This window comes from Paenibacillus tarimensis (assembly GCF_021532315.1).
GTDB lineage: Bacteria > Bacillota > Bacilli > Paenibacillales > Paenibacillaceae > Paenibacillus_I > Paenibacillus_I tarimensis.
This window is the reverse complement of record NZ_JAKGAO010000015.1, coordinates 88,905-113,255: the sequence shown is the minus strand read 5'-3', so window position 1 is coordinate 113,255 and position 24,351 is coordinate 88,905. Positions and strand designations below refer to the sequence as shown.

General features: G+C 54.9%; 18 protein-coding genes and 1 pseudogene. 14 read left to right on the top strand and 5 right to left on the bottom strand.

From position 1 onward, the window contains the following. Window positions 1–22: 22 nt before the first annotated feature. Complete coding sequence (locus L1N82_RS17395; RefSeq protein WP_235288732.1) at window positions 23–904, bottom strand: glycosyltransferase family 2 protein; 882 nt, start codon at window positions 902–904, stop codon at window positions 23–25. Between the two features lie 253 nt (window positions 905–1,157). Between L1N82_RS17395 and L1N82_RS17390 the strand changes: the two genes are divergently transcribed. Next, window positions 1,158–6,116, top strand: coding sequence for a choice-of-anchor I family protein (locus L1N82_RS17390; protein WP_235288731.1), 4,959 nt, complete (start codon window positions 1,158–1,160; stop codon window positions 6,114–6,116). Window positions 6,117–6,255: 139 nt separating this feature from the next. Next, window positions 6,256–6,606, top strand: a complete 351-nt coding sequence (locus L1N82_RS17385; protein WP_235288730.1) for a hypothetical protein — start codon at window positions 6,256–6,258, stop codon at window positions 6,604–6,606. A 100-nt stretch (window positions 6,607–6,706) separates the two neighbouring features. Here the strand turns inward: L1N82_RS17385 and L1N82_RS17380 are convergent, their stop codons facing one another. Both L1N82_RS17380 and L1N82_RS17375 read right to left on the bottom strand, forming a co-directional pair. After that, window positions 6,707–7,342, bottom strand: a complete 636-nt coding sequence (locus tag L1N82_RS17380) for an SGNH/GDSL hydrolase family protein (protein WP_235288729.1) — start codon at window positions 7,340–7,342, stop codon at window positions 6,707–6,709. 68 nt (window positions 7,343–7,410) lie between these two features. Continuing rightward, window positions 7,411–8,565 carry a serine hydrolase domain-containing protein gene (locus L1N82_RS17375; RefSeq protein WP_235288728.1) on the bottom strand — a complete coding sequence of 385 codons (1,155 nt, stop codon included), beginning with the start codon at window positions 8,563–8,565 and terminating at the stop codon, window positions 7,411–7,413. Window positions 8,566–8,722: 157 nt separating this feature from the next. Here L1N82_RS17375 and L1N82_RS17370 point away from each other — a divergent pair, with 157 nt between their 5' ends. The 6 genes and pseudogenes from L1N82_RS17370 to L1N82_RS17345 all read left to right on the top strand — a co-directional run bounded on the left by L1N82_RS17370 (window position 8,723) and on the right by L1N82_RS17345 (window position 14,963). Continuing rightward, the gene (locus L1N82_RS17370; RefSeq protein ID WP_235288727.1) at window positions 8,723–9,376 is read left to right on the top strand and encodes a hypothetical protein; all 654 of its coding nucleotides are present in this window, start codon (window positions 8,723–8,725) and stop codon (window positions 9,374–9,376) included. A 327-nt stretch (window positions 9,377–9,703) separates the two neighbouring features. Next, on the top strand, window positions 9,704–10,864 hold the full coding sequence (locus tag L1N82_RS17365) for a glycoside hydrolase family 16 protein (protein ID WP_235288726.1): 1,161 nt from the start codon (window positions 9,704–9,706) through the stop codon (window positions 10,862–10,864). Window positions 10,865–11,311: 447 nt separating this feature from the next. Beyond that, window positions 11,312–12,658, top strand: coding sequence for a DEAD/DEAH box helicase (locus L1N82_RS17360; RefSeq protein WP_235288725.1), 1,347 nt, complete (start codon window positions 11,312–11,314; stop codon window positions 12,656–12,658). A 127-nt stretch (window positions 12,659–12,785) separates the two neighbouring features. Then, window positions 12,786–13,634 carry a carbonic anhydrase gene (locus tag L1N82_RS17355; RefSeq protein WP_235288724.1) on the top strand — a complete coding sequence of 283 codons (849 nt, stop codon included), beginning with the start codon at window positions 12,786–12,788 and terminating at the stop codon, window positions 13,632–13,634. 108 nt (window positions 13,635–13,742) lie between these two features. Further along, window positions 13,743–13,967 (top strand): annotated as a pseudogene (locus tag L1N82_RS17350) (glycosyl hydrolase 53 family protein); the annotation flags it as partial. A gap of 192 nt (window positions 13,968–14,159) precedes the next feature. Continuing rightward, complete coding sequence (locus L1N82_RS17345) at window positions 14,160–14,963, top strand: aminoglycoside N(3)-acetyltransferase (protein WP_235288723.1); 804 nt, start codon at window positions 14,160–14,162, stop codon at window positions 14,961–14,963. Window positions 14,964–15,035: 72 nt separating this feature from the next. Here L1N82_RS17345 and L1N82_RS17340 read toward each other — a convergent pair whose 3' ends face one another. Beyond that, entirely contained in the window at window positions 15,036–15,989 is a 954-nt protein-coding gene (locus L1N82_RS17340; protein WP_235288722.1) for a GNAT family N-acetyltransferase, read from the bottom strand. A 345-nt stretch (window positions 15,990–16,334) separates the two neighbouring features. Here L1N82_RS17340 and pelA point away from each other — a divergent pair, with 345 nt between their 5' ends. From pelA to L1N82_RS17325, 5 genes are all read left to right on the top strand, one after another. Next, window positions 16,335–19,673 (top strand): pectate lyase, encoded by a 3,339-nt coding sequence (pelA, locus tag L1N82_RS17335; RefSeq protein WP_235288721.1) that lies wholly within the window; start codon window positions 16,335–16,337, stop codon window positions 19,671–19,673. Between the two features lie 44 nt (window positions 19,674–19,717). After that, on the top strand, window positions 19,718–19,867 hold the full coding sequence (locus L1N82_RS23615; RefSeq protein WP_407946773.1) for a DUF2569 family protein: 150 nt from the start codon (window positions 19,718–19,720) through the stop codon (window positions 19,865–19,867). A 161-nt stretch (window positions 19,868–20,028) separates the two neighbouring features. After that, window positions 20,029–20,772, top strand: coding sequence for an SIR2 family NAD-dependent protein deacylase (locus L1N82_RS17330; protein ID WP_235288720.1), 744 nt, complete (start codon window positions 20,029–20,031; stop codon window positions 20,770–20,772). Between the two features lie 15 nt (window positions 20,773–20,787). Next, window positions 20,788–20,916, top strand: coding sequence for a hypothetical protein (locus tag L1N82_RS23295; protein ID WP_268822027.1), 129 nt, complete (start codon window positions 20,788–20,790; stop codon window positions 20,914–20,916). A gap of 33 nt (window positions 20,917–20,949) precedes the next feature. Further along, window positions 20,950–21,135, top strand: coding sequence for a sugar phosphate isomerase/epimerase (locus L1N82_RS17325; protein ID WP_235288719.1), 186 nt, complete (start codon window positions 20,950–20,952; stop codon window positions 21,133–21,135). 120 nt (window positions 21,136–21,255) lie between these two features. Here L1N82_RS17325 and L1N82_RS17320 read toward each other — a convergent pair whose 3' ends face one another. Further along, window positions 21,256–22,095, bottom strand: a complete 840-nt coding sequence (locus L1N82_RS17320) for an AraC family transcriptional regulator (RefSeq protein WP_235288718.1) — start codon at window positions 22,093–22,095, stop codon at window positions 21,256–21,258. A 128-nt stretch (window positions 22,096–22,223) separates the two neighbouring features. On the opposite strand from L1N82_RS17320, the gene L1N82_RS17315 reads away from it, so the two are divergent. Continuing rightward, window positions 22,224–24,287: a beta-galactosidase gene (locus L1N82_RS17315; protein ID WP_328284494.1), complete on the top strand. Its 2,064-nt coding sequence runs from the start codon at window positions 22,224–22,226 to the stop codon at window positions 24,285–24,287. Window positions 24,288–24,351: the final 64 nt, after the last annotated feature.

Below are 24,351 nucleotides of genomic sequence, written 5' to 3'. Positions count from 1 at the left end.
AAGCGCTGCAGATGCATGCGCGTCAGTAAGGCAGCCGGGAAATACAGCGGGACAGCGCGATGTTAAGCGCCTCCTGGTTAAACCGCTTAGCCACACGGTTCTGTGCCAGCAGCTTCTCCGCCCATGCCAATGCCGGATAATAGTGGACCGGGTCGTGCGGGTTAATAGCGAAGTCAACACATCTCATATGGATTTTATACTCTTCCTCAGTGGGATAGAGGCCGAGATTGTTAAATTCTCTCATTCGGACCCGTTTAGCCGAGTCATTCTGGACTTTAACATGCTGGCTTGAGACCTGTCCGGTGTGCCTTCTGTAATAAAAGAGCACCTCGGGCAGGTTAGCCATCTTGACATAGGGGGCCACTCTGTTCCACAGCTCGTAGTCTTCCGCATGCGGGTAGTTGGCATCATAACGGATATGATGCTGCTGTATAATACTGTTCCGCATCATGACAACCGGGTGACTAATGCAGCAGTGGAACAGCAGCCATGCCTGAATATCCTCGTGCCGAAGCGGATTAATCTTGGGTTTCCCGGCTGTTGATACCTGCATCGCCGTACTGCATAAGCCAATATCGGGATTCGCGTCCATGAACTGAATCTGCAGCAGGAACCGGTCGGGATAGCTGATATCATCGCCGTCCATTCTGGCGATATATTTACTTTGGGCCATGTCTAGACCCGCGTTGAGATTAGCGACTAGGCCCCTGTTATACGAATTGTGGATGACACGCACGCGCGGGTCTTTAATACTGTCCAGAATTTCCGAGGAGCCATCAGTTGAGCAGTCATCGAAGATCAGCAATTCAAAATCTCTGAAGCTCTGGCAGAGAATACTGGATACGGCCTCCTGGAGGTAAGGCGCATTGTTGTACACTGACATGATGACAGACACTTTGGGCATGTATTCCCCTAATCCCCTTTCCTTGTCGAGTAATACAGAATATGCGTACGTCAGTCCGCGGCTTGTGTTCCGGTCCAGAAAAGGCTTTTGGGAAGGTTCCGCTATTCTTTACAAAAGTATAATATTTTCCGGTTAATGATTACTGCCTATATGGGTTGTAAAAAATATCTCCTTCTTTTAATTTTAGAAGTAACTACCATGCTTGCTTGGTATATAGCGGCTGGTAGAACTTTGGGAGCAGAAGGAGACCGGTATGAAAGAGTGGCATGCAGGCAGGTTGAAGAGATGGTTTTCACTTGGCATGGCAGCATTGTTAGCGCTTCAGGTACTTGCAGGGTACCACATAACCGCATACGCGGAAGGTAGCAGCTATCCTGACCACCTGATTATTAATCAGGTTTACGGCGGGGGCGGCAAGAGTGATACACCTATTACACACAGCTTTATTGAATTGTATAATCCGACAGACGAGCCTATCGATTTAAGCGGCTGGAAGGTTGAATATTCGTCCGCAAGGTCAGGCTCCAAGCATCTCGGAAGCACGGTGGGTGAATCGGTATACACAAGTCTGGATGGTATTGTTCCGGCTTATACCTCCTACCTGATTCGCGGGGCGGCCGAGACGACACCGGATGAACTGGTGACCGTCAGGGTAGCGCAGTATGATCTGGACTGGCCGGAGCGGTATATAGACAATGATCAGTACAATATCCGCGTGGTAAACAGCGAGTCCGTGCCAGTGGACCAGCTTGCCGTGAAGGAAGCGGGCGGTGAAGGAAGCCCTGTAGCTTCCATCTCCAAGCAAAAATCCGTCCGCCGGACAGATTTCAAGGATACGAATGAGAACGCGGCGGATTTCCAGGTGCTGGAGTATAAGGCAGGCGTGGCAGACGCTGCTTTTATCGCGGCTAACCGGCCGCGCAGTCTGGCTGACGGAGCTTGGGGCATCGCACCAGAGATCCCGGGACCAGTGCCTGGCGGCGACACGGCAGTGATCAAGATTTTCCACACCAATGACATACATAGCAGAGCGAAGAATGGTTCGGGTCAGATTGGCTTCGCCCAGTTCAAGACCTTCATTGACCGTGAAAGTGAGGGCGCATCCGGGAAAATCGTGCTGGACGCAGGCGACATTTTCCATGGACAGACGATTGCAACTTTGGAGAGAGGGGCGAGCATTGCCGAGCTGGTTCGGGCAGTAGGATACACGGCGATCTCCGCAGGCAACCATGATTTTAACTATGGATGGGAGAGGCTGCTGGAGCTGGAGGAGCTGTCCGGTGCAGCGGTCTTGTCCGCTAACGCAGTCAAGGACGGGGGGACGCCATTTAACCGTGCCGTCATTCAAGAGGCGGGGGGCGTCACGTTCGGCATCTTCGGCTTGTCAACGCCTGAGACTGCCTACAAGACGAACCCGAAGAATGTGGAAGGCATCGATTTTGGCTCGGATGAGCAGATCATTGAGCTGTCCAAGGAGATGGTGGCAGACCTTAAGGCCGAAGGAGCACAGTTCATTATTGCGCTGTCGCATCTGGGTGATGACCCTTTAAGCACAATCAAGAGCACGGACATCGCTCAGCATGTGCCGGGTATTGATCTGATTATTGACGGGCACAGCCACTCGAACTACCCGCAGGGCCAGAGGGTGAACGGTGTTCTAATTGCCAGCGCAGGCGAATATTTCAAGAATGCCGGAGTGGTTACGGTCGCTTATAACAAGGAGACGAACGAGAAGCAGCTGCAGGCCAGGAGCATCCCTGCTTCCGAGCTGACGCTGGAGCAATATCCGGAGGACCCGGCTGTCAAGGCAGTCTATAATGCCATTATTGAGCGGCAGTCCGCGATCAAGGATGTGACGATTGGAACAACGCCAATTAAGCTTGACGGCGTAAGGGACAACGTGCGTAGCGGCGAGACCAATCTCGGCAGACTGATTACAAGCGCTATGCTGGATGAGAGCGGTGCGCAGATCGCCATCACCAACGGCGGCGGCATCCGGGAGTCCATAACGGCAGGCGATATTACGAAGGGGCAGGTGCTGGATGTCCTGCCATTCGGCAACTATATTGTGACCAAGTCACTAACAGGCGCACAGATCAAGGCGGCGCTTGAGCAGGGAATGACGTTTGGCGCAGGCTCGTTCCCGCATTTTGCCGGCATGGAAGTCACCGTGGACAAATACACTGTGATGTCCGGCTCCACTCCTGTTGAGAAGGGGCGTGTTACCGCAGTTACCGTGAATGGACAACCTATGTCCGATACGGAAAGCTATGTGGTTGCCACCAATGACTTCATGGCAGCGGGCGGGGACGGATACACGGTGCTTGCAGAACCGGCGGTGCTGAATAATTTTGCCGCATTGGATGAGGCATTGATCTCGTATATCAGCAAGGCGGATATCGCGAAGCTTGATGCTGAGCGCCGTCTGCATGTGAAGACAGAGCCGAAGAAAATCTCCTATCTGGGCAGCTATTCGACCGGCTATCAGAGCGAAGACGGCGGAGTAGCGGAGATCGTGAAGTACAATCCCGATAACAAGAAGATGTATCTGGTTAACGGAATGGAGCAGAAGATAGATATCGTGAGCCTTGCTGATGTGAAGAGTGAGGAGGAGAATACGTACAAGCTTGACAAGCGGATCGACGTCACCGGTATGGTCCCGGACTTCACCTTCGGGGACATTACAAGCGTGGATATCAATACCGAGCGGAATATCGTGGCGGTCGCCGTGCAGGAGAAGGATCATACGAAGCCAGGTGCTGTCCTAGTTCTCGATTATGACGGCAGCCTGATCCATTATATCCGGGTTGGTGTACAGCCGGATATGCTGGCCTTCACGCCGGACGGACAGTATATTCTGACGGCTAATGAAGGGGAGCCAAGAGCAGGCTATGGGGAAGGCGCCGTTGATCCGAAAGGGTCTGTCTCAGTCATCGACCTGAGGCATGGCGTGAAGAGTGCCGAAGCCGTCAACGTGACATTCGATGCCTTTGACGCCAAGCGCGATCAGCTTGTGGCGGATAAGGTGCTTCTGAAGAAGGGAGCAGCGCCGTCTGTTGATCTTGAACCTGAGTACATCGCCGTGGACAAGAACAGCAGGATGGCGTATGTGTCGCTGCAGGAAGCGAATGCCATTGCTGTTCTGGATATCGCGAAATACCGTTTTACAAGTGTGCGGGGGCTCGGGTTCAAGGATCACAGCCAGCCGGGTAATGAGCTTGACCTCTTGAAGGACGGTAAGGCTGAGCTCAAGAGCCAGCCGGTGCACGGCGTCTATATGCCGGACGGCCTGGCGGCAGCGGAGATTGGCGGCAAAACGTACCTGCTTACGGCTAATGAAGGCGATGCGAGGGAGTGGGGCGACTATGAGAACATCCATTCCGTCGAGATTGACGGACGCAAGGTTGAAATGCTGAAGAATGAAGAGCACGATGGTCTGGAGGAAGGCAAGCAGTATGTGCTCGGAGGACGCTCCTTCTCGATCTGGGATGCGGAGACGATGGAGCTTGTCTATGACAGCGGCAGCGAGTTTGAGAAGCGGACTGCAGAGCTGTATCCCAAATATTTTAACGCGTCTAACAAAAATACCAAGCTGGATGACCGCAGCGGCAAGAAGGGGCCTGAGCCTGAGGATATTAAGGTTCTGGAAGCGGAAGGCAGGCTCTATGCCGTTGCAGGGCTGGAGCGGATCGGCGGCGTCATGGTGTACGATATTACCGATCCGGGTAAAGCGGCTTACTATGATTATATGAACACACGTGATTACTCGGCGCCTATTGCGGGAGATGTCTCGCCTGAAGGGCTTGCTGTGGTGAAAGCGGAAGACAGCCCAACCCGCTATCCGCTCATACTGGCGGCCCATGAGGTAAGCGGTACGGTTGCTGTATATCAGCTGAATAAGGGCTATAAGGACCCGGCCGAACAGCCCGGCACTCCGGGTAACGGAGATTCGGGCGGGTCAGGCGGCGGATCACCTGGCTATATGCCATCCCCATCGCCACGGCCTGAACAGATGCAGGATCATCTGCCGTGGTTGTATGAACAGAACAAGGATGTCATAGTTCCTCTGACACCTTCACCGCATCAGGGTGTAGTAAGGGCAGTCGTGGCAATGGATCAGCTCACCAAGAGCCAGAATTTGCTGGCTGATGTTACCGTTCCGCACGGTCTGGAATTCCGCGTGGAGGAGGCCCAGGATGCCGGGGCATATGAGGTCTTATTTGAAGAAGAGACGGCATCCGCATTATTTAACATGAATCTGGACCATATGAGCGTGAACACACAGATTGGCCAGATGTCATTTGACAAGCAAAGTATGTCCAGCTTGCAAAGAAGTCTTCAAGGCACAATCAGCTTTAACGTATCAAGCGTGGATGCCGCTTCGCTGCCGCAGTCCGTACAGCAGGCCGTTGCTGGCCGTCCGGTCGTCGATTTCACAGTAACAACCGGCGGAAAGGCCGTAACGGATTTTGGCGGCGGAACCGTTCAGCTGAGCATCCCGTACACACCAGCTGCCGGTGAGGACATCCAGGCACTTGTGGCCTACCATGTATCCGGCAACGGCCAGTTGACCGCTGTTAACAATGGACACTACGACGCAGCGGCAGGCCGAATGGTGTTCAAGGTGAAGCATTTCTCGACGTATGCTGTGGGCTATAACAAGGTTATGTTCGAGGATGTGTCCGGCTGGGCCGCTGATTATATATCCTATCTGGCTGCGCGCGGTATCGTTGACGGCATTGGCAATGGAAAATTTGCTCCAGGCAGAGCGGTTACCCGTGCCGAAATGACGGTTCTGCTTGCCAAGCTGTCCGGTGCGGACCTCACGAAGTACAGCACCCGTCTGTTCAGCGACGTAGAAGCTGATTCCTGGTATGCCCTTTATACCGCATGGGCCGCAGAGAACGGTATTGTGAAAGGAGTCGGCGGCAGCCGGTTCAATCCGGACGGACATATTACACGCGAGGAGCTGTCGGTCATGCTTGCCCGTTATGCCGAACAGGCCGGGCTTGCACTGCCGTCTGATCAGGAAGCATCCGCCTTTGCGGACGGCAGCAAGATCAGCAGCTGGGCGGCAGACAGCGTTCGCTCCATGCAGCAGGCAGGAATTATCGAAGGCCAGGGCAGCGGCATGTTTAACCCGAAGGGTCAAGCTACACGCGCAGAAGCAGCCAAGATGATCGCCGTGCTCGTACAAGGCATGAGCCGGTAAGCGAGATTGACTGTACACTGAGCATCCGGCCAACTTCTCCAACTTCAGGCGTTCTAGCCGCCACCCGTCCATACCGCTGGAGCCGCAGCGCCGTACACTGCATAAGTACGGACACCACTTGAGGGAAGGAAGTGGCGGAATGCATCCGATTCATCCGCTGAATGAGATGACGGTGAGCCCATATGTAGGGATGCCGGTGTGTGCGGTTACGCATGACGGCCGTAAAATAGTTGGCACGGTGGCAAGAGTGGGAGGGGGCCAGCTGGCCATAACTCCGTATAACCAGGCTGCCATAGCAGGCTCACGCTCGAAGAAAAGACGCAAGTCGGGTAAGGCCCGCGTATCTGCCTTTCTCGCAGCTGTAGTTCTTGCATTCGCAGCAATCGCGGCCTTGTTCGCTCTGCCGGGGTTCGGTTACGGCTATGGCTATGGGTATGATGGGGATGTGCCTCCACATCAGCCCCTGGTCATCACCAGGCCATTCATTTAATGGACGCACTTCAATAGAAAAGCCGCAGGTACGGAAGCTTGCTTCCGTACCTGCGGCTTTTATTTTCTTTGCAGCAAAGCTACATTATACCCCGCGCCGGTCAGTCAAGGGGCTTGTAGCCAAGCCGGTCGAATTGCTCCGCCATCAGCTGATATCCTCTTGCATTGAGATGGACACGGTCGGGGGCGAGCACCCGGTTCACATTACCGGACACCAGACGGTGGAGATCGGCGACTGCCAGATTATGATGGCCCTTGGCACACTCTTGGATATAAGTGTTGAACCTCGCAACCCATCTTACGGCGACCGGATGGCCGGGGAACGGGTTGTACAGATTGGCAATCCGCACAATACGGCTGGCGCCCGTCCCGTTCTTTACTCCGGTAAGCTGGCGGATAATGCTGCCATACGAGGGCTTGAATGCCTTCAACGCCCGCTCGAAGTGCGAAGGGTCCTCGTCAATTAAATAGGCTTTGGCGGCAGCAATTAAGTCATTGCCTCCGATTGTTAAGGAGATGATCCGGGCTTGCCGAAGCAGCATGTGAAGCTCGGGGTCTGACTGCAGCAGCCTGGCAAGACTGGATGCGTCTATGCCGGGAACACCAACCGCAGCAAGTTGAACCGGCTGCCGCAGATGTACCTGGGCAGCCTGCCGGTAACGGGGAGCAAATCCGCACCCCTCGGGTGCTCCCACCCCGGCGGTTAACGAATCTCCAATCGCTGCATAGATGTACACCTTCATCCCCTCCCATCTGTGACATGTATATGTGGGAGGGAGGCTGTCGATACCAGGAGCCTTCTGCTCTACAGGTCTGCTATTGCGGCCAGGACGGTGTTATTATACAGGTCGGCGTAGATATTCTTGAACGGCTTCTGGTGATCCAGTTCGACGGACAGATAGACTTGTACGGTTTCGTATACAGGGTCCACGCTTACAAAAACTCCTGCCGCACCCCAGTGATTATAAGCCTCGGGTGAGAAGAGGTCTCCGCCGTCACGCTTGCTGCCGTTAATGGCCCAGCCGTAGCCCCATGAAGCTTCTGCAAAAACCTCATCCCTGTATTCCGCAGGCACGCCGGGGATATGGTTGCGGGTCATATCAATAACAGAGACCGGGCTGAGGATGCGGGCGCCTTCATAGATTCCTTTGTTCAGGAACATCTGGGCGAATACAGCGAGGTCCCGGGCGGTCGAATAGATGCCGCCGGATGCAGAAGCAGATCGGACCAGCTCTTCGTTAATCCATTCGGCGCAGGGCGCCTCAGGTGAGCGCTGCACAATCCGGTGCCATTCCGACTCCGGCACGCTGTAGTAGGTGTCGTTCATGCCAAGCGGCTTAAATAAGCGTTCGGCTGCGAACTGATCATGGGTCTGGCCGGTCACGCGTCTGATGATCTCACCGAGCAGCTCGTAGCCGAAGCCGAGGTAGTACATGACGGTCCCCGGTTTAACAGCTGCAGGTACATCGAAGCCCAGCGACAGGTGCTCATGAGTTTCAGGATCTTGGCCCGGCGGGCAAGGCGGGATGGCGGCTGTACCCTTTTTGCTGTCTATGTGCGGATATACATCCTCCGGCCGTATGCCCGAGGTGTGGGTGAGCAGATGATGGACACGAATCTCATGCTTGCCCTCACCGGTGAATTCGGGGATGTAATCCGCAACAGGCCTGTTAAGGCCGACCCGGCCTTCCTCGACAAGAAGCATGATGCTGGCAGCTGTAACCACCTTCGTTATGGAGCACAGCGGAAATAAGGAATCCAGCTCTAGCGGCGGGGAGTCCGGGGCGGGTGTCAAGGTGCCGTATGCTGCATGATGAACGGTGATTCCTCTTCTGGAAGCGAAGGTTACCTGTGCGGGGGTAATGCCCTCCTCCACAAGCCGTCTTGCTGTTCTGTCCACATTCTCAATGCCAACTACGGTCATACCTGCTTCTTGGGCTTTACTGGTCGTCAGGCTCATCGGCGAGGTCTCCTTTATGTACTAAATGGGAATATTAACCTATATGGCTCATTATTAAGGATGAATGAATAGCCGTCAATAACTTCCAGTAATTTTTTGCCTGATCTGGTTGACAGAGGGCCGCTGTGTTTATGAGTGTAGGGGAGGGGTTAAACGGATGGATACCATTTTATATCTCTTATTTGCTGCTGTGTATGCCGCCATGCTGGCTTGGGGATTGGTGCTCTTCAGGCGCGACAAGCACCGGGGGCTTCAATATTTGCTGCTGCTGGTTACGGCAGGTCTCCTGTGGGATAACGGACTGATCGGGGCTGGCAGATGGATCGGCGAAGGTCCAATGCTGGAATCGCTCAGCCTGTCGAGGTTCTGGCTCCATGCCTTCCTGACACCGCTGCTTGCTCTTGTCTCTTATGGCCTGATCCGCCAGGCGGGCAGCAGCTGGGCAAGAAAGCCTGCGGCACGGTGGGGTGCGTGGCTGTTCACTGCCGCCCTGATTGTATTGGAGCTGGTGACGGAGACGCTGTCTGTCCGGCTGAAGCCGCTGCATGAATATGGCGTTCTGCGGTATGTGCCGATTGAGCAGTCGGGTCCGCCGCTGATGGTCATCCTAATTCTGATTCCGCTGTTTACGGCAGGTGTCGTGCTGTGGAGGAGACTGCGCAGCCCGTGGCTGTTCATCGGCACCCTGCTGATGCTGGCCGGAAGCGCCATTCCGCTCCCGCTGGACAGCTCGGCTGCAACCAACCTGTTCGAACTGCTGCTGATTGTGTCGCTGTGGATATCCGTCTATCAAGTGAAACGTGCCAGATAAATTTGTCAGCAGCAAGCATAAGCCCTGCCAAGGCGGGGCTTATTTGTTATGCTCCGGTGCCGGGAGAGTGAGGTTAAAGGTATATAACAAAAAGGCATGAAACCAAAAAACAAAGCATTCAGAAAGCGCATTCATAACGGTATAGTTAAAGTGCAGCCAAGACAGCGGCCGCGGACTAAATGGATGACAGGAACGGCTTAGACTAAGGCTGCTGTCAGACTGGGAAGGGGGTGGGATGTTCAGAGCTGGACGCTGCATCAGCAGTCAGAGACTGATGGTTGAGAAGAACGGGCCGGAAGCAATAATTACGTGAATGGAGGATGGTTTATGAAAGGGAAACGTATGAGATCTTTTGCAGCTGCAGCTGCTGCGCTGAGTCTGGGGCTGGCTGCGGCGATGGTGCCGGGTATGGTCACGGGGCCTGAAACTGCTGCTGCGGCAGATTTGTCGCAGTGGCGGATGGTATGGAACGATGAATTCAATGGAGCAAACGGCTCCGCGCCTGACGGGTCCAAGTGGAACTTAATTCACGCGGGAGGCGGCTTCGGTAATAATGAGCTGCAGTATTACACGAACCGGAGAGATAACTCCTACTTGGAAAATGGCAACCTCGTCATCAAAGCCCAGAAGGAGGAGTTCGGCGGTCATGCCTACACCTCTGCCAAGCTGACCTCGCAGAACAAGGGGGACTGGAAGTACGGGCGCTTCGAGATTCGGGCGAAGCTTCCTTACGGCAGAAGCGTATGGCCGGCTTTCTGGATGATGCCGACGGATTCGGTATACGGCATCTGGCCGAAGAGCGGCGAGATCGATATTATGGAGAACCGCGGTGATCAGATGAACAAGGTATCCGGGACGATTCACTATGGCAATGACTGGCCGAACAATCTTTGGTCCGGTGCGGATTATCTGCTGCCAGAAGGCCAGTCCTTTGCAGATGATTATCACACGTTTGCCGTAGAGTGGGAGGAGCGTGAGATCCGCTGGTATGTGGACGGCCAGCTATACTCGACGAAGAGGGACTGGTTCACGCCGGGCGCAGCCTTCCCGGCACCGTTCGACCAGCGGTTCTACATGCAGCTGAACCTTGCGATCGGCGGACCGGGAACGCCGTTCACCGGCTGGCAGAATCCGGATGATTCCGTCCTTCCCCAGCGGATGTATATTGATTATGTAAGAGTCTATGAACGGATAGGCAAGGATACGGGCGGTGAGCATGTCACAGCTGACTATACCGCTGGTGTCTCCAAGCTAAGCTCGTCCCAAGCGAACATCTACTTCCGGCCGGTGACAGCTGCCAGGTATGTGGATGTTCACTACACAGTGAATAACGGCATTCAGCAGAATCTGCGGATGACGAACAGGAATGGCGTCTGGGAGACGATGGTAAGCGGCCTGAAGGCAGGAGACACCATCCGGTACTGGTTCACCTACGAGAAGAACGGTCCGCAGTACGATTCCCCGCCGTATACGTATAGGCAGTCATAGGTAAAGGGAACATTAGAGGGCTGCCCAGAAGTCATAACGACTTAGGGGCGGCCCCTCTTCATTTGTAAAATTAAGAGAAATTGTTTCCGGTGCCGCTCATTCTGGTATCGGTGACCTGTGAAATTCTTACGAATATCACAGTCGCTATTTGCCTAAACATGGCTGATTTAAACCTTAACGAAAGTCAGCAGCGTTATTGTCCTCATTATGCAGGTAAATTGGCGTAAATCACCAAATAAGACGGCTGGGATTCGTTACATTTGAGAATGCTTCGAATTTTCAGGTTTAACGTGTGTGAGATTCGTTAGCCGTGCAGCGCAGAAGCCAGGATAGGCCAGAGAAGACTAGGACAGAAGTACGCATTCCACATAACGGGTATTTGTGTTATCCTTATATGTCATGACTTGAAGCCAACAATAACGGATTCATGATAGATGAGGAGATTTTATGACGTTTAAAGAATTGAATATTGCACCAGCGATCCTTAAGGCGCTGGATCAGGAAAACTACACAGCACCGACACCTATACAGGAGCAGGCCATTCCGGCTGTGCTTGCCGGCAAGGACCTGCTGGGCTGTGCCCAGACGGGGACGGGCAAGACAGCGGCCTTCGCTGTGCCAATCGTGCAGCTGCTCAGCAGCCGCCAGACTGCGGGCGGGGGACCTCGCCGTATCCGCTCATTAATTCTGAGCCCGACAAGAGAGCTTGCGCTGCAAATTGCAGAGAACATAGAAGCATACAGCCGGTTCACCCGGATTAGATGCACCGCGATCGTGGGCGGCGTATCGCAGAGAGCGCAGGAGCGGGCCCTGCAGCAGGGCGCGGATATTGTAATTGCCACACCGGGCCGGCTGATGGATTTGATTCACCAGAAGCATGTTGATCTGAAGCATGTCGAGATTGTCGTGCTGGATGAGGCCGACCGGATGCTGGATATGGGCTTTGTGCATGACGTGAAGCGTATCATGGCGATGATGCCCGGAAGCAAGCAGACCTTGTTCTTCTCGGCAACGATGCCTCCCGAGATTTCCAAGCTGGCCGGCTCCATCCTGAAGGACCCGGTGCGGATCGAGATTACACCGGTATCCTCGACGGCCGAACGGATTACGCAGTCCGTATACAAGGTGGATAAGGCTAACAAGCAGAAGCTGCTCGCACATCTGCTGCAGGATCCGTCTATGGATTCCGTGCTGGTGTTCACCCGGACGAAGCACGGAGCGGATCGAGTGGTGCGTGATTTGGCGAAGGCCAAGGTAACCGCTGCTGCCATACACGGCAACAAATCGCAAAACGCCCGTCAGAATGCGCTCAGCAGCTTCAAGAACGGCACCGCACGGGTGCTGGTTGCTACCGATATTGCAGCAAGGGGAATTGATATTGACGAGCTGTCCTATGTAATCAACTTCAACCTCCCGAACATACCGGAAACCTACGTGCACCGGATTGGCCGAACAGGCAGAGCGGGAATGAGCGGTACCGCTATCTCGTTCTGCGAGTTTGACGAGCTTCCGTATTTGAAGGATGTTGAGAAGCTGATCGGCAAGCGGATTCCAGAGGTGAAGGAGCATCCGTATCCTATGCTGCAGCTGCAGACGCCGCCGCTTCAGGGGCAGCCGTCCGGTTCTGGCTCTGCGTCCAATAAGCCGAGACAGCCAAAACCGCAGGGCCAGCAGAAGCCTAGGGCGCAGTCGGGTTCCAGGCCGCAGTCAAATACCGGATCACAGTCGAATTCCAGCTCACAATCGAAGCCGAGGCCGTACTCTGCGAGGCCAAGGCAGAAGGTTGAGCGTTAAGATCTGCAGCTGTAACCTGCTCACCTAAATGTAATATTAATTTATTGTTACAAAATCGTGGAAATTATTGCTTGCCGTGATCCAATCCTCTATGATAGGTCCACATTATAGAGAGGTGGATGAAATCATGCGCAAATTATGGGGAAAGACGCTGCTCGCAGCATCACTGGCTGTATCGTTAACGGCCTGCTCTTCTACAGTTTCGCAGTCCGGTAACGGAGGATCGTCGAAGGTTACGCCGTCCTCACCGTCCGCACCAGCTGCCGGTACGGAAGCACATGCTGTTCACTGGTCGTATGGGGGAGAGACCGGACCGGAGCATTGGGGCGAGCTAGGGACAGAGAACCGGGCATGCAGCAGCGGCCTGGAGCAGTCGCCGATCAATCTTGAGCAAGCAAAAATAAAGGCGGATGCCACTGCGGCCCAGGCAATCGAAATCAATTATCGCCCGAGCCAATTTACGATTACGAATAACGGGGACACGATTCGTGCGGATGCTGTCACACAGGATAACACGATCACGCTGGACGGCAAGGAATATACGCTGGCCCAGTTCCACTTTCATGTCCCTTCTGAGCATCAGATAGACGGCAAGAATCTCGATATGGAGCTGCATTTTGTTCATAAGGATGCCGGCGGGAAGCTTGCTGTTGTGGGTGTTCTGATGAAAGCTGGGGATGCGAACGAGGCACTGGCTGAGCTGTGGTCGAAGCTGCCTGCCGAGAAGACGGAGGAGAGCATCGCACTGGACCAGACCATCGACCTTCCGGCTTTGCTGCCGCAGACCCAGGATGTGTTCCGCTATGACGGTTCGCTTACGACGCCGCCATGCTCCGAAGGTGTGGAGTGGACGGTTATGCAGGAACCAATTGAGGTTTCACAGGAGCAGATTGACGCCTTTGCATCGATCTTCCCGGACAATCACAGGCCAGTGCAGCCGTGGAATGACCGCGAGGTATTTCGTGTAAACGAGTAGTATTCCATGCAGCCGTAGTGTGCCTGACGGAATGAATATAGAGGGAGCGGAGCAGTCCGCTCCTTTTCTTTAGCAGGTATTGATCCAAATTGTATCAACACATTGACGAAACCGGCAGCATGGAGGAACTATACTTTCCAGCAGCTGATGGATGCGGTCTACAACCATACCCGTGATGTTATGTTCGCCATGCAGAGTCAAGGCGTGTACAAATCGGCAACGATTGTCCATCTTGCCAATGGCAATGACAATTCGCTGTACAGATGGAATATAGGGAGCCTGATCAGCAACGGGGCTAATTTTGATATAGTTGGCATGTCCCTGTACCCCTCAATGGCGGTTACAGCAAAGGAGCATGGCAGTCGGATATGAAGCCGACAATTGCGCTGGAAGGGTTCCTGTAATAATAAACTGCTGGTAAATACAACCACGCCGTAAAAGGTGTGCTACAATTACTTTAGCGCCTGTTCCCTGGAAGGGACAGGCGTGTTGTTGTAAATGATATATATCATAGGAGAATGAATCATGAGTGAACAGGAACTAATTCAATCATCGGAGTGGCCGGTAACACGGAGCAGTCTGCGGGAGGAGCTGAGAGGACTCGGGGTTGGCGAAGGCGATACCGTTATCGTTCATTCGTCGCTCTCGAGCCTGGGCTGGGTTTGCGGCGGGCCGCAGACGGTTGTGCAGGCTCTGCTGGCCGCAGTAGGCAGCAGGGGCACGCTAATTATGCCTGCGCAAAGCGGCGATTGGTCCGACCCTGCTGAATGGGGAAACCCGCCGGTGCCACAGGAGTGGATCGACATCATTTATAAGGAACTGCCTGCTTACGACCCGGCCGTCACGCCGACGCGTGGCATGGGCCGGATTGCGGAGCTGTTTCGCACATTCCCGGGAACGGTAAGATCGGGTCACCCGCAGGTATCCTTTTGTGCAAATGGCCGTCATGCCGCATTCATTACTGCTGAGCATCCGCTGACCCCGCAATTCGGCTTGTCTTCCCCGCTGGGTAAGCTGTATGAACTTAATGCGAAGGTTCTGCTGCTGGGTGTAGGCTACGATTCCTGCACGAGCTTTCACCTGGCGGAGGCACAGCTGGCCGACATGCCGGAGAAGCAGATGGGCACTGCCATGCTGGAGCAGGGAGAGCGTGTATGGAAGACGTTCACTGATTATGCTTACGATGCGGATGATTTTGCCAATCTGGGAGCGGATATGGAGAGACGGGTCGCGGTTAATGTGGGGAGAATCGGCAGGGCCGAGTGCCGGCTGTTCAGCGTGAAGGAAGCGGTGGACTATGCGAAGGCTTGGCTGGCAGACAACCGTTAGTGTATCTTAAGGGTAATAGAAGCACACGGCGATTGATACCCCGTTGAACAGGGATACAACCGCCGTTTTTGTTTATTGGGCTGCAGCAGCTTGCCTTGTGAGTATGTAATAATCCATCGTCGAGGTCTCCTCGAAACCACATGATTTATAGAGCTGAAGCGCGCCTGCATTGTCGGCAGCCACTTGCAGCATGATAGCAGCGGCCTTCGCCTCCTGCAGCTTGGCAATTGCCATCAGAAGAGTCGCCCTGCCATATCCCAGTCCGCGATACTCAGGCAAGATCCCGAGTCCATAGATGCCGCCTAAAGCTGGCGTCAGCTGAATGTGGACCTTACCGACAACCTGTCCGTCTACTTCCGCAAGATAGGTGGTCATCCCCTTCTTCTCTTCCTCTTCGGGCAGCAGCATGTCACCATCCGCTTCGGCTGCTGGATCACACTCCAGCTCGTTATGGAAGTAGATGTTATTCTGCCGGCTGATCTCAAGGGCATCTGCATTATTAGCTTTACGCAGCGAAACATTAACCCTGTCCGGCTGGACAGCGGGGCGGTCGGCTTGAAGGAACATCTCGTACTCGGTATGCTTATACACCGCGCCGGTTCCTTTGACAAATGATTGGCCCGGAACGGAGCTGCGGTCAGTCAGCAGAAGCATATCCGCCGCGGGGGTCCGCCGCTTCCACTCATCCATGAGCAGCCCGCTTAGCTGCTTGAATACTCCCTGCCGCCTATACTCGGGGTGGACCATACCATTCACTTCAAACGGTATGCCAGCGCCTCCGAAATCGCTAATCCCTATGTAGCCGACCAGATTGGAACCGTCATAGAAGAGGAAATCGTTAATATGCCGGCTGGCCGATGAATCGGACGCCATTGCTTCTCCGGCCGCCAGCTTATAATCCAGCTCAAGCTTCAAGGCGGTCCTGTCTTCCCTGCAGCATGTCTGCTCCAGTAACTGAATGGCTTCATAATCCTCTTGATTAATTCGGGTCAATAGTTTGATCCAAGGGTTATCTATCTTTGTCAAATGCAGCACCTCTATATGATTAGAATTAATACCGCAACCTGGGCCAGCGTACTCTCTGCCTGTTCATTTATAAGAGGAGTATACCACCCTTCTCTGAGAACTGTCCTTATATAAGCTTGTTACCGGGAGGATAAATATGCTGCTATGACCCTAAATTTACATTCCGCCATAATCATTAGATTAGGTTCAACCAGCCTGCCCATGATTACACCGGATCAGAGATAAAGATTATATACGTGATTTAAAGCGCTTACATATAATCATGGTGTCGCTGGATACCATTCTAATGGATGAAAGGGGAACGATCTTTTGAAGAAGGCAAAGCATGCAAAAAAGCTGGTTAGCTTGGCATTGACATCCGCGCTTGTGACTGCACCTGTTCTGGCTCTTCAGCCTAAGCAGGGGTACGCTGCAGAGACGGCGGCAGCAGAAGCGGTTAGTGGAACGACTGCAGCCGGCAGTGCTGGACAGGTGTTTGACATGGTTTATGAAGCCGAGAACGCCGCACTATCGGGAGCGATCATTGACAACAAGCATGCGGGCTTTACGGGAACAGGATTCGTGGACTATAACCCGAACACGTCAGGCGGATGGCTGGAATGGACAGTAGAAGTGCCGGAGGCGGGTGAGTACACGCTTGAATTCCGGTATGCCTCCGGCGCAGCAGAGGACCGGCCGGCCGAAATTAAGGTTGGCGATACAGTGGCTGTACCGAAGCTCAGCTTCCAGCCGACGGGAGACTTTGCCACCTGGCTGACCACTTCAGTGAAGGTGAACCTGAGGGAAGGAACGAATGTAATCCGGGCTACGGCTACAGGAAACAGCGGCGGGGCTAATATCGATCATCTGCGGGTACACAACAGGCCGGAGTCGGACACCCCGGCACCTGTTGAACTGGTGGAGGTTGAGGTTCAAGACCTGCTCGGCGGCCTGCTGGTCCGCAAGCTGGAGTCGCTTGGCATGCTGGCTGGCGAGCAGTCTGCTGGAGAACCCGTTACAGGGATTGCATTCATGTCGCTGCTTAACGATACACTGGGCTTTACCCATGAAGATACCTACAAGAATGTGAAGCTTGAGTCCGAGATATGGGGCAAGTCCCTTGCGGACTGGGATGCCTATATTATAGAAGCCGCACGTGAAGCGGGATATGCGGTAGACGGCAAGGAAGGCCCCGCTGCAGTGGAAGAGCCGCTGACCCGCAGAGACGCTGCCGTTATGCTTGCCAAGGCATTGAAGCTGAAGGCCGGCAAGGATAGCAGAGGCGCCATAGGGGCGGTTACGAAGGAAGGCTACATGTCGGCTGAGGGCGGAAGGGGCTTTGGCCAGAAGGATTATCTGACCGTTGGCGAGGCTGAATTTATTAGAGAGCTGCTGGAGAAGAAGGTCAAGGGCGCACTGGGAGCTGACGACATTCGTATTGCAGGCGTTCATGCCGTAGCCAGTAATATTGCAGCTGTTACGCTGAACGGCAAGCTGAAGGAGGTGGATGTCAAGGACATCGTGCTTAGTGTGCCGACGGGCAGCTGGAAGTCGCTGACTCCGGCCTTTAAGGATCTGCAGCTGACGAAAGCGGCGGCAGGCGAGAACCGTTATGGCAACACGGTGCTGTTCTTCGAGACAGTGGAAACATTCGGGGATGGCGGACTTATTGAGGGTGAGGAAGCTGCGGATGATTTTGCCGGTGATCTGGGGGATGCTGTACGGAAGGCGAACAACCTGGTATCCTGGCAGATGGATCACGGCGGCTGGACGAAGGCGATGCCTTATGACAGAGCGTGGGATGGGAAGGAGCCCAAATCCTCACAGACAAGCCCGACCGGCGTTGAGCTTGGCACAATTGATAATGATGCAACAATTAACGAGCTGCGTTTTATCTCAGAGGTATACCGGGAAACCGGCAATGAAGCGTTCAAGGAAAGCGTGCGGCGGGGCGTGGATTTTCTGCTGACCATGCAGGTTGAGACCGGCGGCTGGCCGCAGGTATATCCGCAGCGCGGCAATCCGGGGGATGGCGTCTATTATTCCAACTATGTGACATTCAATGATAATGCCATGATTAACGTGCTGGATCTGATTGACGACATGCTGGCGAGGAATTATCCGTATGATACGGACCTGGTTGACGCGGAGCGGCTGGAGCAGCTGAAGCAGGCCCGGGATAAGGGAATTGAATACATCCTCAAGTCGCAGATCAAGGTGGATGGCGTGCTGGCGGCATGGTGTGCGCAGCATGATCCTCTCACATATGAGCCGCGCGGCGCACGGGCTTACGAGCATCCCTCGGTGTCCGGATCGGAATCGGTCGGCATTATCCGGTACCTGATGTCCCGGCCAGAGCAGACGGAGGAGATCAAGCGGGCGGTAGCGGGAGCGCTGAAATGGTTCGAAGATGTAAAGCTGGAAGGCATTCGTTATGTGAAGGCTGATCCAAACGGGGAATATTTTGTGAAAGACCCTGGTGCGGTAAGCTGGTACCGGTTCTATGAGATTGGCACGAACAAGGGTATATTCTCCGGGCGGGACGGCATCATTAAGTACAGCATCCAGGAGATTGAGAAGGAGCGCAGGGACGGCTATTCATGGGGCGGAAGCTATGCCGCGAGACTGCTGGAGACCGCGAAGACAACCGGCTACTATGAAGACCGTGTCTATGCGAGAGTGGCAGCAGCCCGTTCGACTGACGCCTCCGGAAGAACATTGGCAGCAGGCGATATCAGGCAGGCGGGCGATGTCCGGGATCAGCTGAGGGCGATGCCAAGCCGTCTGGTTGTGGCACAGGATGGCAAGGGTGACTACCGGACGGTTCAGGGAGCCATTGACGCGGTACAGGCGAACAATACGGATCCGGTTGAAATTTTCGTCCATAATGGTGTGTACAAAGAGGTTGTAACCATCCCCGCGAATAAGCCGTTCATCACGCTGACAGGGGAAAGCGCCGAGGGTACCGTGCTGACCTACGATAACTACTCAGGCCGTGAGAAGCCCACTGGTGGAACCTACGGCACGAGCGGCAGCGCGAGTGTATTCATAAGCGGCAGTGATGTTACGGTCAGGAATCTGACGATCGAGAATTCATTCGATGAAGCATCGGTTGATGTGAAGAACAAGCAAGCTGTGGCATTAAACGTCCGTGGAGATCGGCATCGCTTCGAAAATGTCCGCTTCCTGGGTAACCAGGATACACTGCTGACTAACGGCGGTACCCAATATTTTTACAAGTGTTATATTGAAGGTGATGTGGACTTTATCTTCGGCGGCTCACGCGCGGTGTTCGACGAATGTACAATTCACTCGCTGGATCGCGGCTCCTCCAGCAATAACGGCTATATTACAGCTGCCAGCACGATGATTACGGAGCCTTACGGCTACCTGATTGTGAACAGCAAGCTGACGAGCGATGCAGCGCCGGGCACGGTCTGGCTGGGCCGTCCTTGGCATCCGGGCGGCAACCCGGACGCCATTGCCAGTGTGGTGTTCATGAACACCGAGATGGGCGCGCATATTAATCCGATCGGCTGGACGGATATGTCCGGGTTCTCGGCGGCAGACGCCCGCTTCTTCGAGTATAACAATCACGGCCCGGGAGCCGTAGTGACGGGTACCCGCCGCCAGCTCACGGGCGAGCAGGCAGCAGAATGGACGATCCCTAATGTGCTGAAGGGCTGGGACCCGAAGGCGAAATAGCGTGCTGCTGGTTGGCATCTGACAAACGAACATTCGCCGTGGGGATGGGGGGACTCGAGGGGTGGCTAATAGGCTTGTTCAGCGGAGAAGTGTCTTACACCGATAAATCCATCCTGCAGACGATGGTCGGATGTGCAATCTGGATTCCGTATTTCCTTAAATCCAAGCGCGTAAGGAACACGTTTATGAAGTAAACAACCTACTATTGAGGACCGACATACCCCGGGTAGTCGGTTCTTTTTGTCAGATTCAGCGTCCAAGGTGCCGCGCGGTTGTCAACCTGCTGCCGCGAATGATACATTAGTGCCAATTAAAGGAATGAGTTTATCATTGTTATCCGCAGGGAGGGTCAAGCATGCTCCAAACCGCTGCAGCAATCATTGGATCGTCAAAGCGCCTTGTTGTTCTGACAGGGGCAGGCTGCTCCGTGGATGCCGGGGTGCCGGACTTCCGGTCGCCGTCGGGATGGTGGCGCCAGATTAATCCGCAGACAGTGGCAACGGTCAAGGCGCTGGAGGAGAATTATGAGCTGTTTCACGCCTTCTACTCGGCCCGTATCCGCCATCTCAAGCAGATCGTTCCACACAAGGGGCATGAGGTGCTTAGCAGATGGGAGCGAGAGGGGCGCATTCAGCTCATTGCCACGCAAAATGTAGACGGCCTTCATCAGTTAGCCGGGAATGTGCAGGTGAAGGAGCTGCATGGCTCTATCCGCAGCTTCCGGTGCCAGAGGTGCGGCAGGCCGGCAGAAGAAGAGGCCTTCCTCGCCGGAGAGGCATGCCAGTGCGGTGGGCGCCTGCGGCCTAATGTGGTGTTGTTCGGGGAGGGGATGGATCTGCCGCAGCAGGCCTGGAATGCAGCGCGCCAGGCTATCGAAGCGGCTGACGCGGTGCTTGTAATTGGGACGAGCCTGCAGGTTTCCCCGGCCAATCAGCTGCCTTATATGACGAAGGGAAAGCTGCTGCTCATCAACAAGGAAGAGACGGGCAGCGAGCACCGGTTCGACTGCTGTCTTCAAGGCGGTGCTGAAGAGCTGCTGCTGCAGCTTGACGGCTTGTTTGACTATCAAGGTAAGAGAGCAGATACGACTCAAACATAAGGAGAGGGCGGCAGGATGCGTTTAGGCGGACAAGTATTTCTCGACAACCCGGAGCCGGAAACCTGGGCAGAGGCACTTAAGAACGAGGGCTTCCGGGCAGCAGTCTTTCCGGTCGGCGGAGATGCGGACCGGGAGATCATCTAGGCCTACGCGGATGAAGCGTGGAAGCGGGACATTATGATATCCGAGGTAGGTGCTTGGAGCAATCCGATTTCACCTGATGAGGGAGCACGCAGGAAGGCGCTCGACTTTTGCAAGCAGCAGCTTGCGCTCGCTGAGGAAATAGGGGCCAGATGCTGTGTTAATATTGCCGGAGCTGCCTTTATCCGGAGCACCGCTTCAGAGCTGAATATTAAATTGTAGGCGGCGGCTATTTTATGCGGTACACCGTAACGGTTCCTAGAGGATCCGTTGCGGTGTTTTTTTGCGGCCGCCTCTGTCGATACCTTCAGCCATTGAGCAAGCCCTTCGAAGGCAACCGGGCTACCGGTCCCTGAACCGCTTGGGCGTCTCGCCATAGGTGCGCTTGAACATACGGATAAAATAGCTTGTTTCCATCCCGAGCGATTCCGCTACACGTTCTACCGATACGGAAGGGTCCTCCTTCAGCAGCTGGGCCGCTGTCCGCATGCGGAGCTGGAGGATATAGTGCTGCGGCGTCATGCCGTAGCTTGCGGCGAACAGCCGGTGAAAATGCTGCGGCGAATAGCCTGCGGCCCTTGCCACATTCGCCAGCAGCAGCCGCTCGTTATAGTGGTCGTGGATAAGCTTGACCGCGGTTTGCAGTCCGGGATGCTGCACGCCTGACGAGACGGCAGGCTTGGCGGGGGATTTTTTGTCCGCGCTAATACCCTCCAGCAGTGTCACCATCATGTCATACATCCGCTTTGACGCTTCCCAGTACGATTGCTCCCCGTTCAGGCTGATCAGCTGCCAGAGTGATTCCAACTGGTCCCAGAGCTTGTCGAAGCGGGAGGTGGTCAGCACGGTGCGTGCATAGGGCGCCATCTGTTCCACAAGCGGGCCGGCTGCATGTCCATTGAAGGCGGCAAAACCAAGATCCCAGCGGTCGCTGGACTGATCGGGAAAATAAGCGTGCGGCACGCCCGCAGGCAGCAGCAGCATCGTGTCGGGTGTCAGCGTCAGGTCGGGCTGGCCTTCAATACGGAAGGTTCCCTGTCCGCTGCGGGATAAGAACAGCTGATGGGCATGGTAGCCGTCCGGGCGCTCCAGCCACTTCTGTTCATGGCTGCCTACGCAGCAGACATACAGCGGCAGAGTATGCTCCATATTGGCAAACTCCGCCAGCAGGAAAGGCATCATAAGAAGTCCTCCATGAGAAGATTGTACGATTATTGGATGGTTCTATTCTACTTGTTCAGGCGGGTTATCGTCTACTATTAGAGTAAGATAAGAGCATATGACGATTCAGACAAGGAGCGATTACGATAATGGCTAAGAAATTCCCTCCGGTCAGCAGCAAGCTGCCGGTACTGATGCATGGTGCTGACTATAACCCTGATCAATGGCTGCATGATCCGAAGGTGCTGGAGGAGGACATCCGGCTGATGAAGCTTGCGGGCTGCAACGTGATGGCGGTCGGCATTTTCTCCTGGGCGGCATTCGAGCCGGCCGAGGGTGTATTTAATTTTGAATGGATGGATAAGGTTCTGGATTCGTTCGCGGCAAACGGCATCTACGCATGGCTGGCTACGCCAAGCGGTGCGCGTCCGGCATGGATGTCAGAGAAGTATCCCGAGGTTCTGCGCGTGGAAGCGAACCGGGTCCGCAACCTGCACGGCATGCGGCACAATCACTGCAGCTCTTCACCGGTATATCGGGAGAAGACGGCGATCCTTAACGGCAAGCTGGCGGAGCGGTATGGCAATCACCCGGCTGTTATCGGCTGGCATATCTCGAATGAATTCGGCGGCGACTGCCATTGCAGCTACTGCCAGGACGGCTTCCGCCAATGGCTGCAGCAGAAATACGGCTCGCTTGATGCGCTTAATCAGGCATGGTGGACATCCTTCTGGGCACATACGTATACAGACTGGAGCCAGGTGGAATCTCCAGCGCCGCATGGCGAGAACATGGTACACGGCCAGAACCTTGACTGGCGCCGTTATGTGACGGACCTGACCGTTGACTTCTGCCGTCACGAAATCGAATCGGTTCGCTCGGCTAACCCTGACCTGCCAGCCACAACCAACATGCATATGATCGAGGGGCTGGATTACCGCAAATTTGCCGAAATACTCGACGTTATTTCCTGGGATGCTTACCCGACCTGGCATGATGCTCAGGATGACAGCAAGCTTGGCGCTTCGATCTCGTTCTATCATGACCTGTACCGCTCCCTGAAGCAGAAGCCGTTCCTCTTAATGGAGAGCACGCCGAGCCTGACGAACTGGCAGCCGGTCAGCAAGCTGAAGCGTCCGGGCATGCACAAGCTGTCTTCGCTGCAGGCTGTCGCACATGGCTCGGATTCGGTTCAGTACTTCCAGTGGCGCAAGAGCCGGGGCTCGAGTGAGAAGTTCCACGGTGCTGTTGTCGACCATGTAGGCCACGAGCATACACGGGTGTTCCAGGATGTAGCCGAGCTGGGACGCACGCTGGCGGACATCTCGGAGATTACCGGAACGCCGACGCCATCGCAGACCGCGATCCTGTTCGACTGGGACAACCGCTGGGCGGTAAAGGATGCGCAGGGTCCCCGCAATTCGGGCATCCATTATGAAGAGACGGTTTTGGCTCATCACCGAGCGCTCTGGGAGCAGGGCGTGCCGACCGATGTGATCGGCTCTGAGGATGATTTTAACGGCTATAAGCTGATTATCGCACCGATGCTCTATCTGTGCCGCGAAGAGACCGGCAGCAAGCTGGAGAAATTCGTTGAGAACGGCGGCACGCTGGTGACGACTTACTGGTCTGGTGTGGTTAACGAGAACGACCTGTGCCATCTGGGAGGCTTCCCTGGACCGCTGCGCAAGACGCTCGGCATCTGGGCGGAGGAGATTGAAGGCCTCTATGACTACGACCGCAACGGCGTGGCGATGGAGCAGGGCAACGCTCTTGGCATGAACGGCAGCTTCGAGGTGGTTGAGCTGTGCGAGCTGATTCATACCGAAGGCGCCGAGGTACTCGGACGTTATACGGATGATTTCTATGCAGGCAGACCGGCGCTGACCGTCAACAAGCTGGGCAAGGGTCAAGCCTATCATATGGCAGCGCGGCTTCAGGATGATTTTCTGGGCGGATTCTATCAGGCTATCGTGAAGGAAGCTGGTCTTGCCAAGGCACTCGACTCCGAGCTTCCGGCAGGCGTAACCGCTCAGGTGCGTACAGACGGCGAATCCGACTATGTATTCGTGATGAACTTCAGCGGCCGCGAGCAGTCTGTCGAGCTGGATCAGCAGCCGTACACGAATCTTGAGACGGGCGAGACTGCCAGCGGCCAGCTGGATCTGCCTGTTAACGGCGTTGCCGTTCTCAAGCGTTCTGCAAGAGCATAGTAAGCCACGATGAGACAGCAGCAGGCCGGGACGCAGAACCCGGCTTGCTATCTTTTTATCAGGA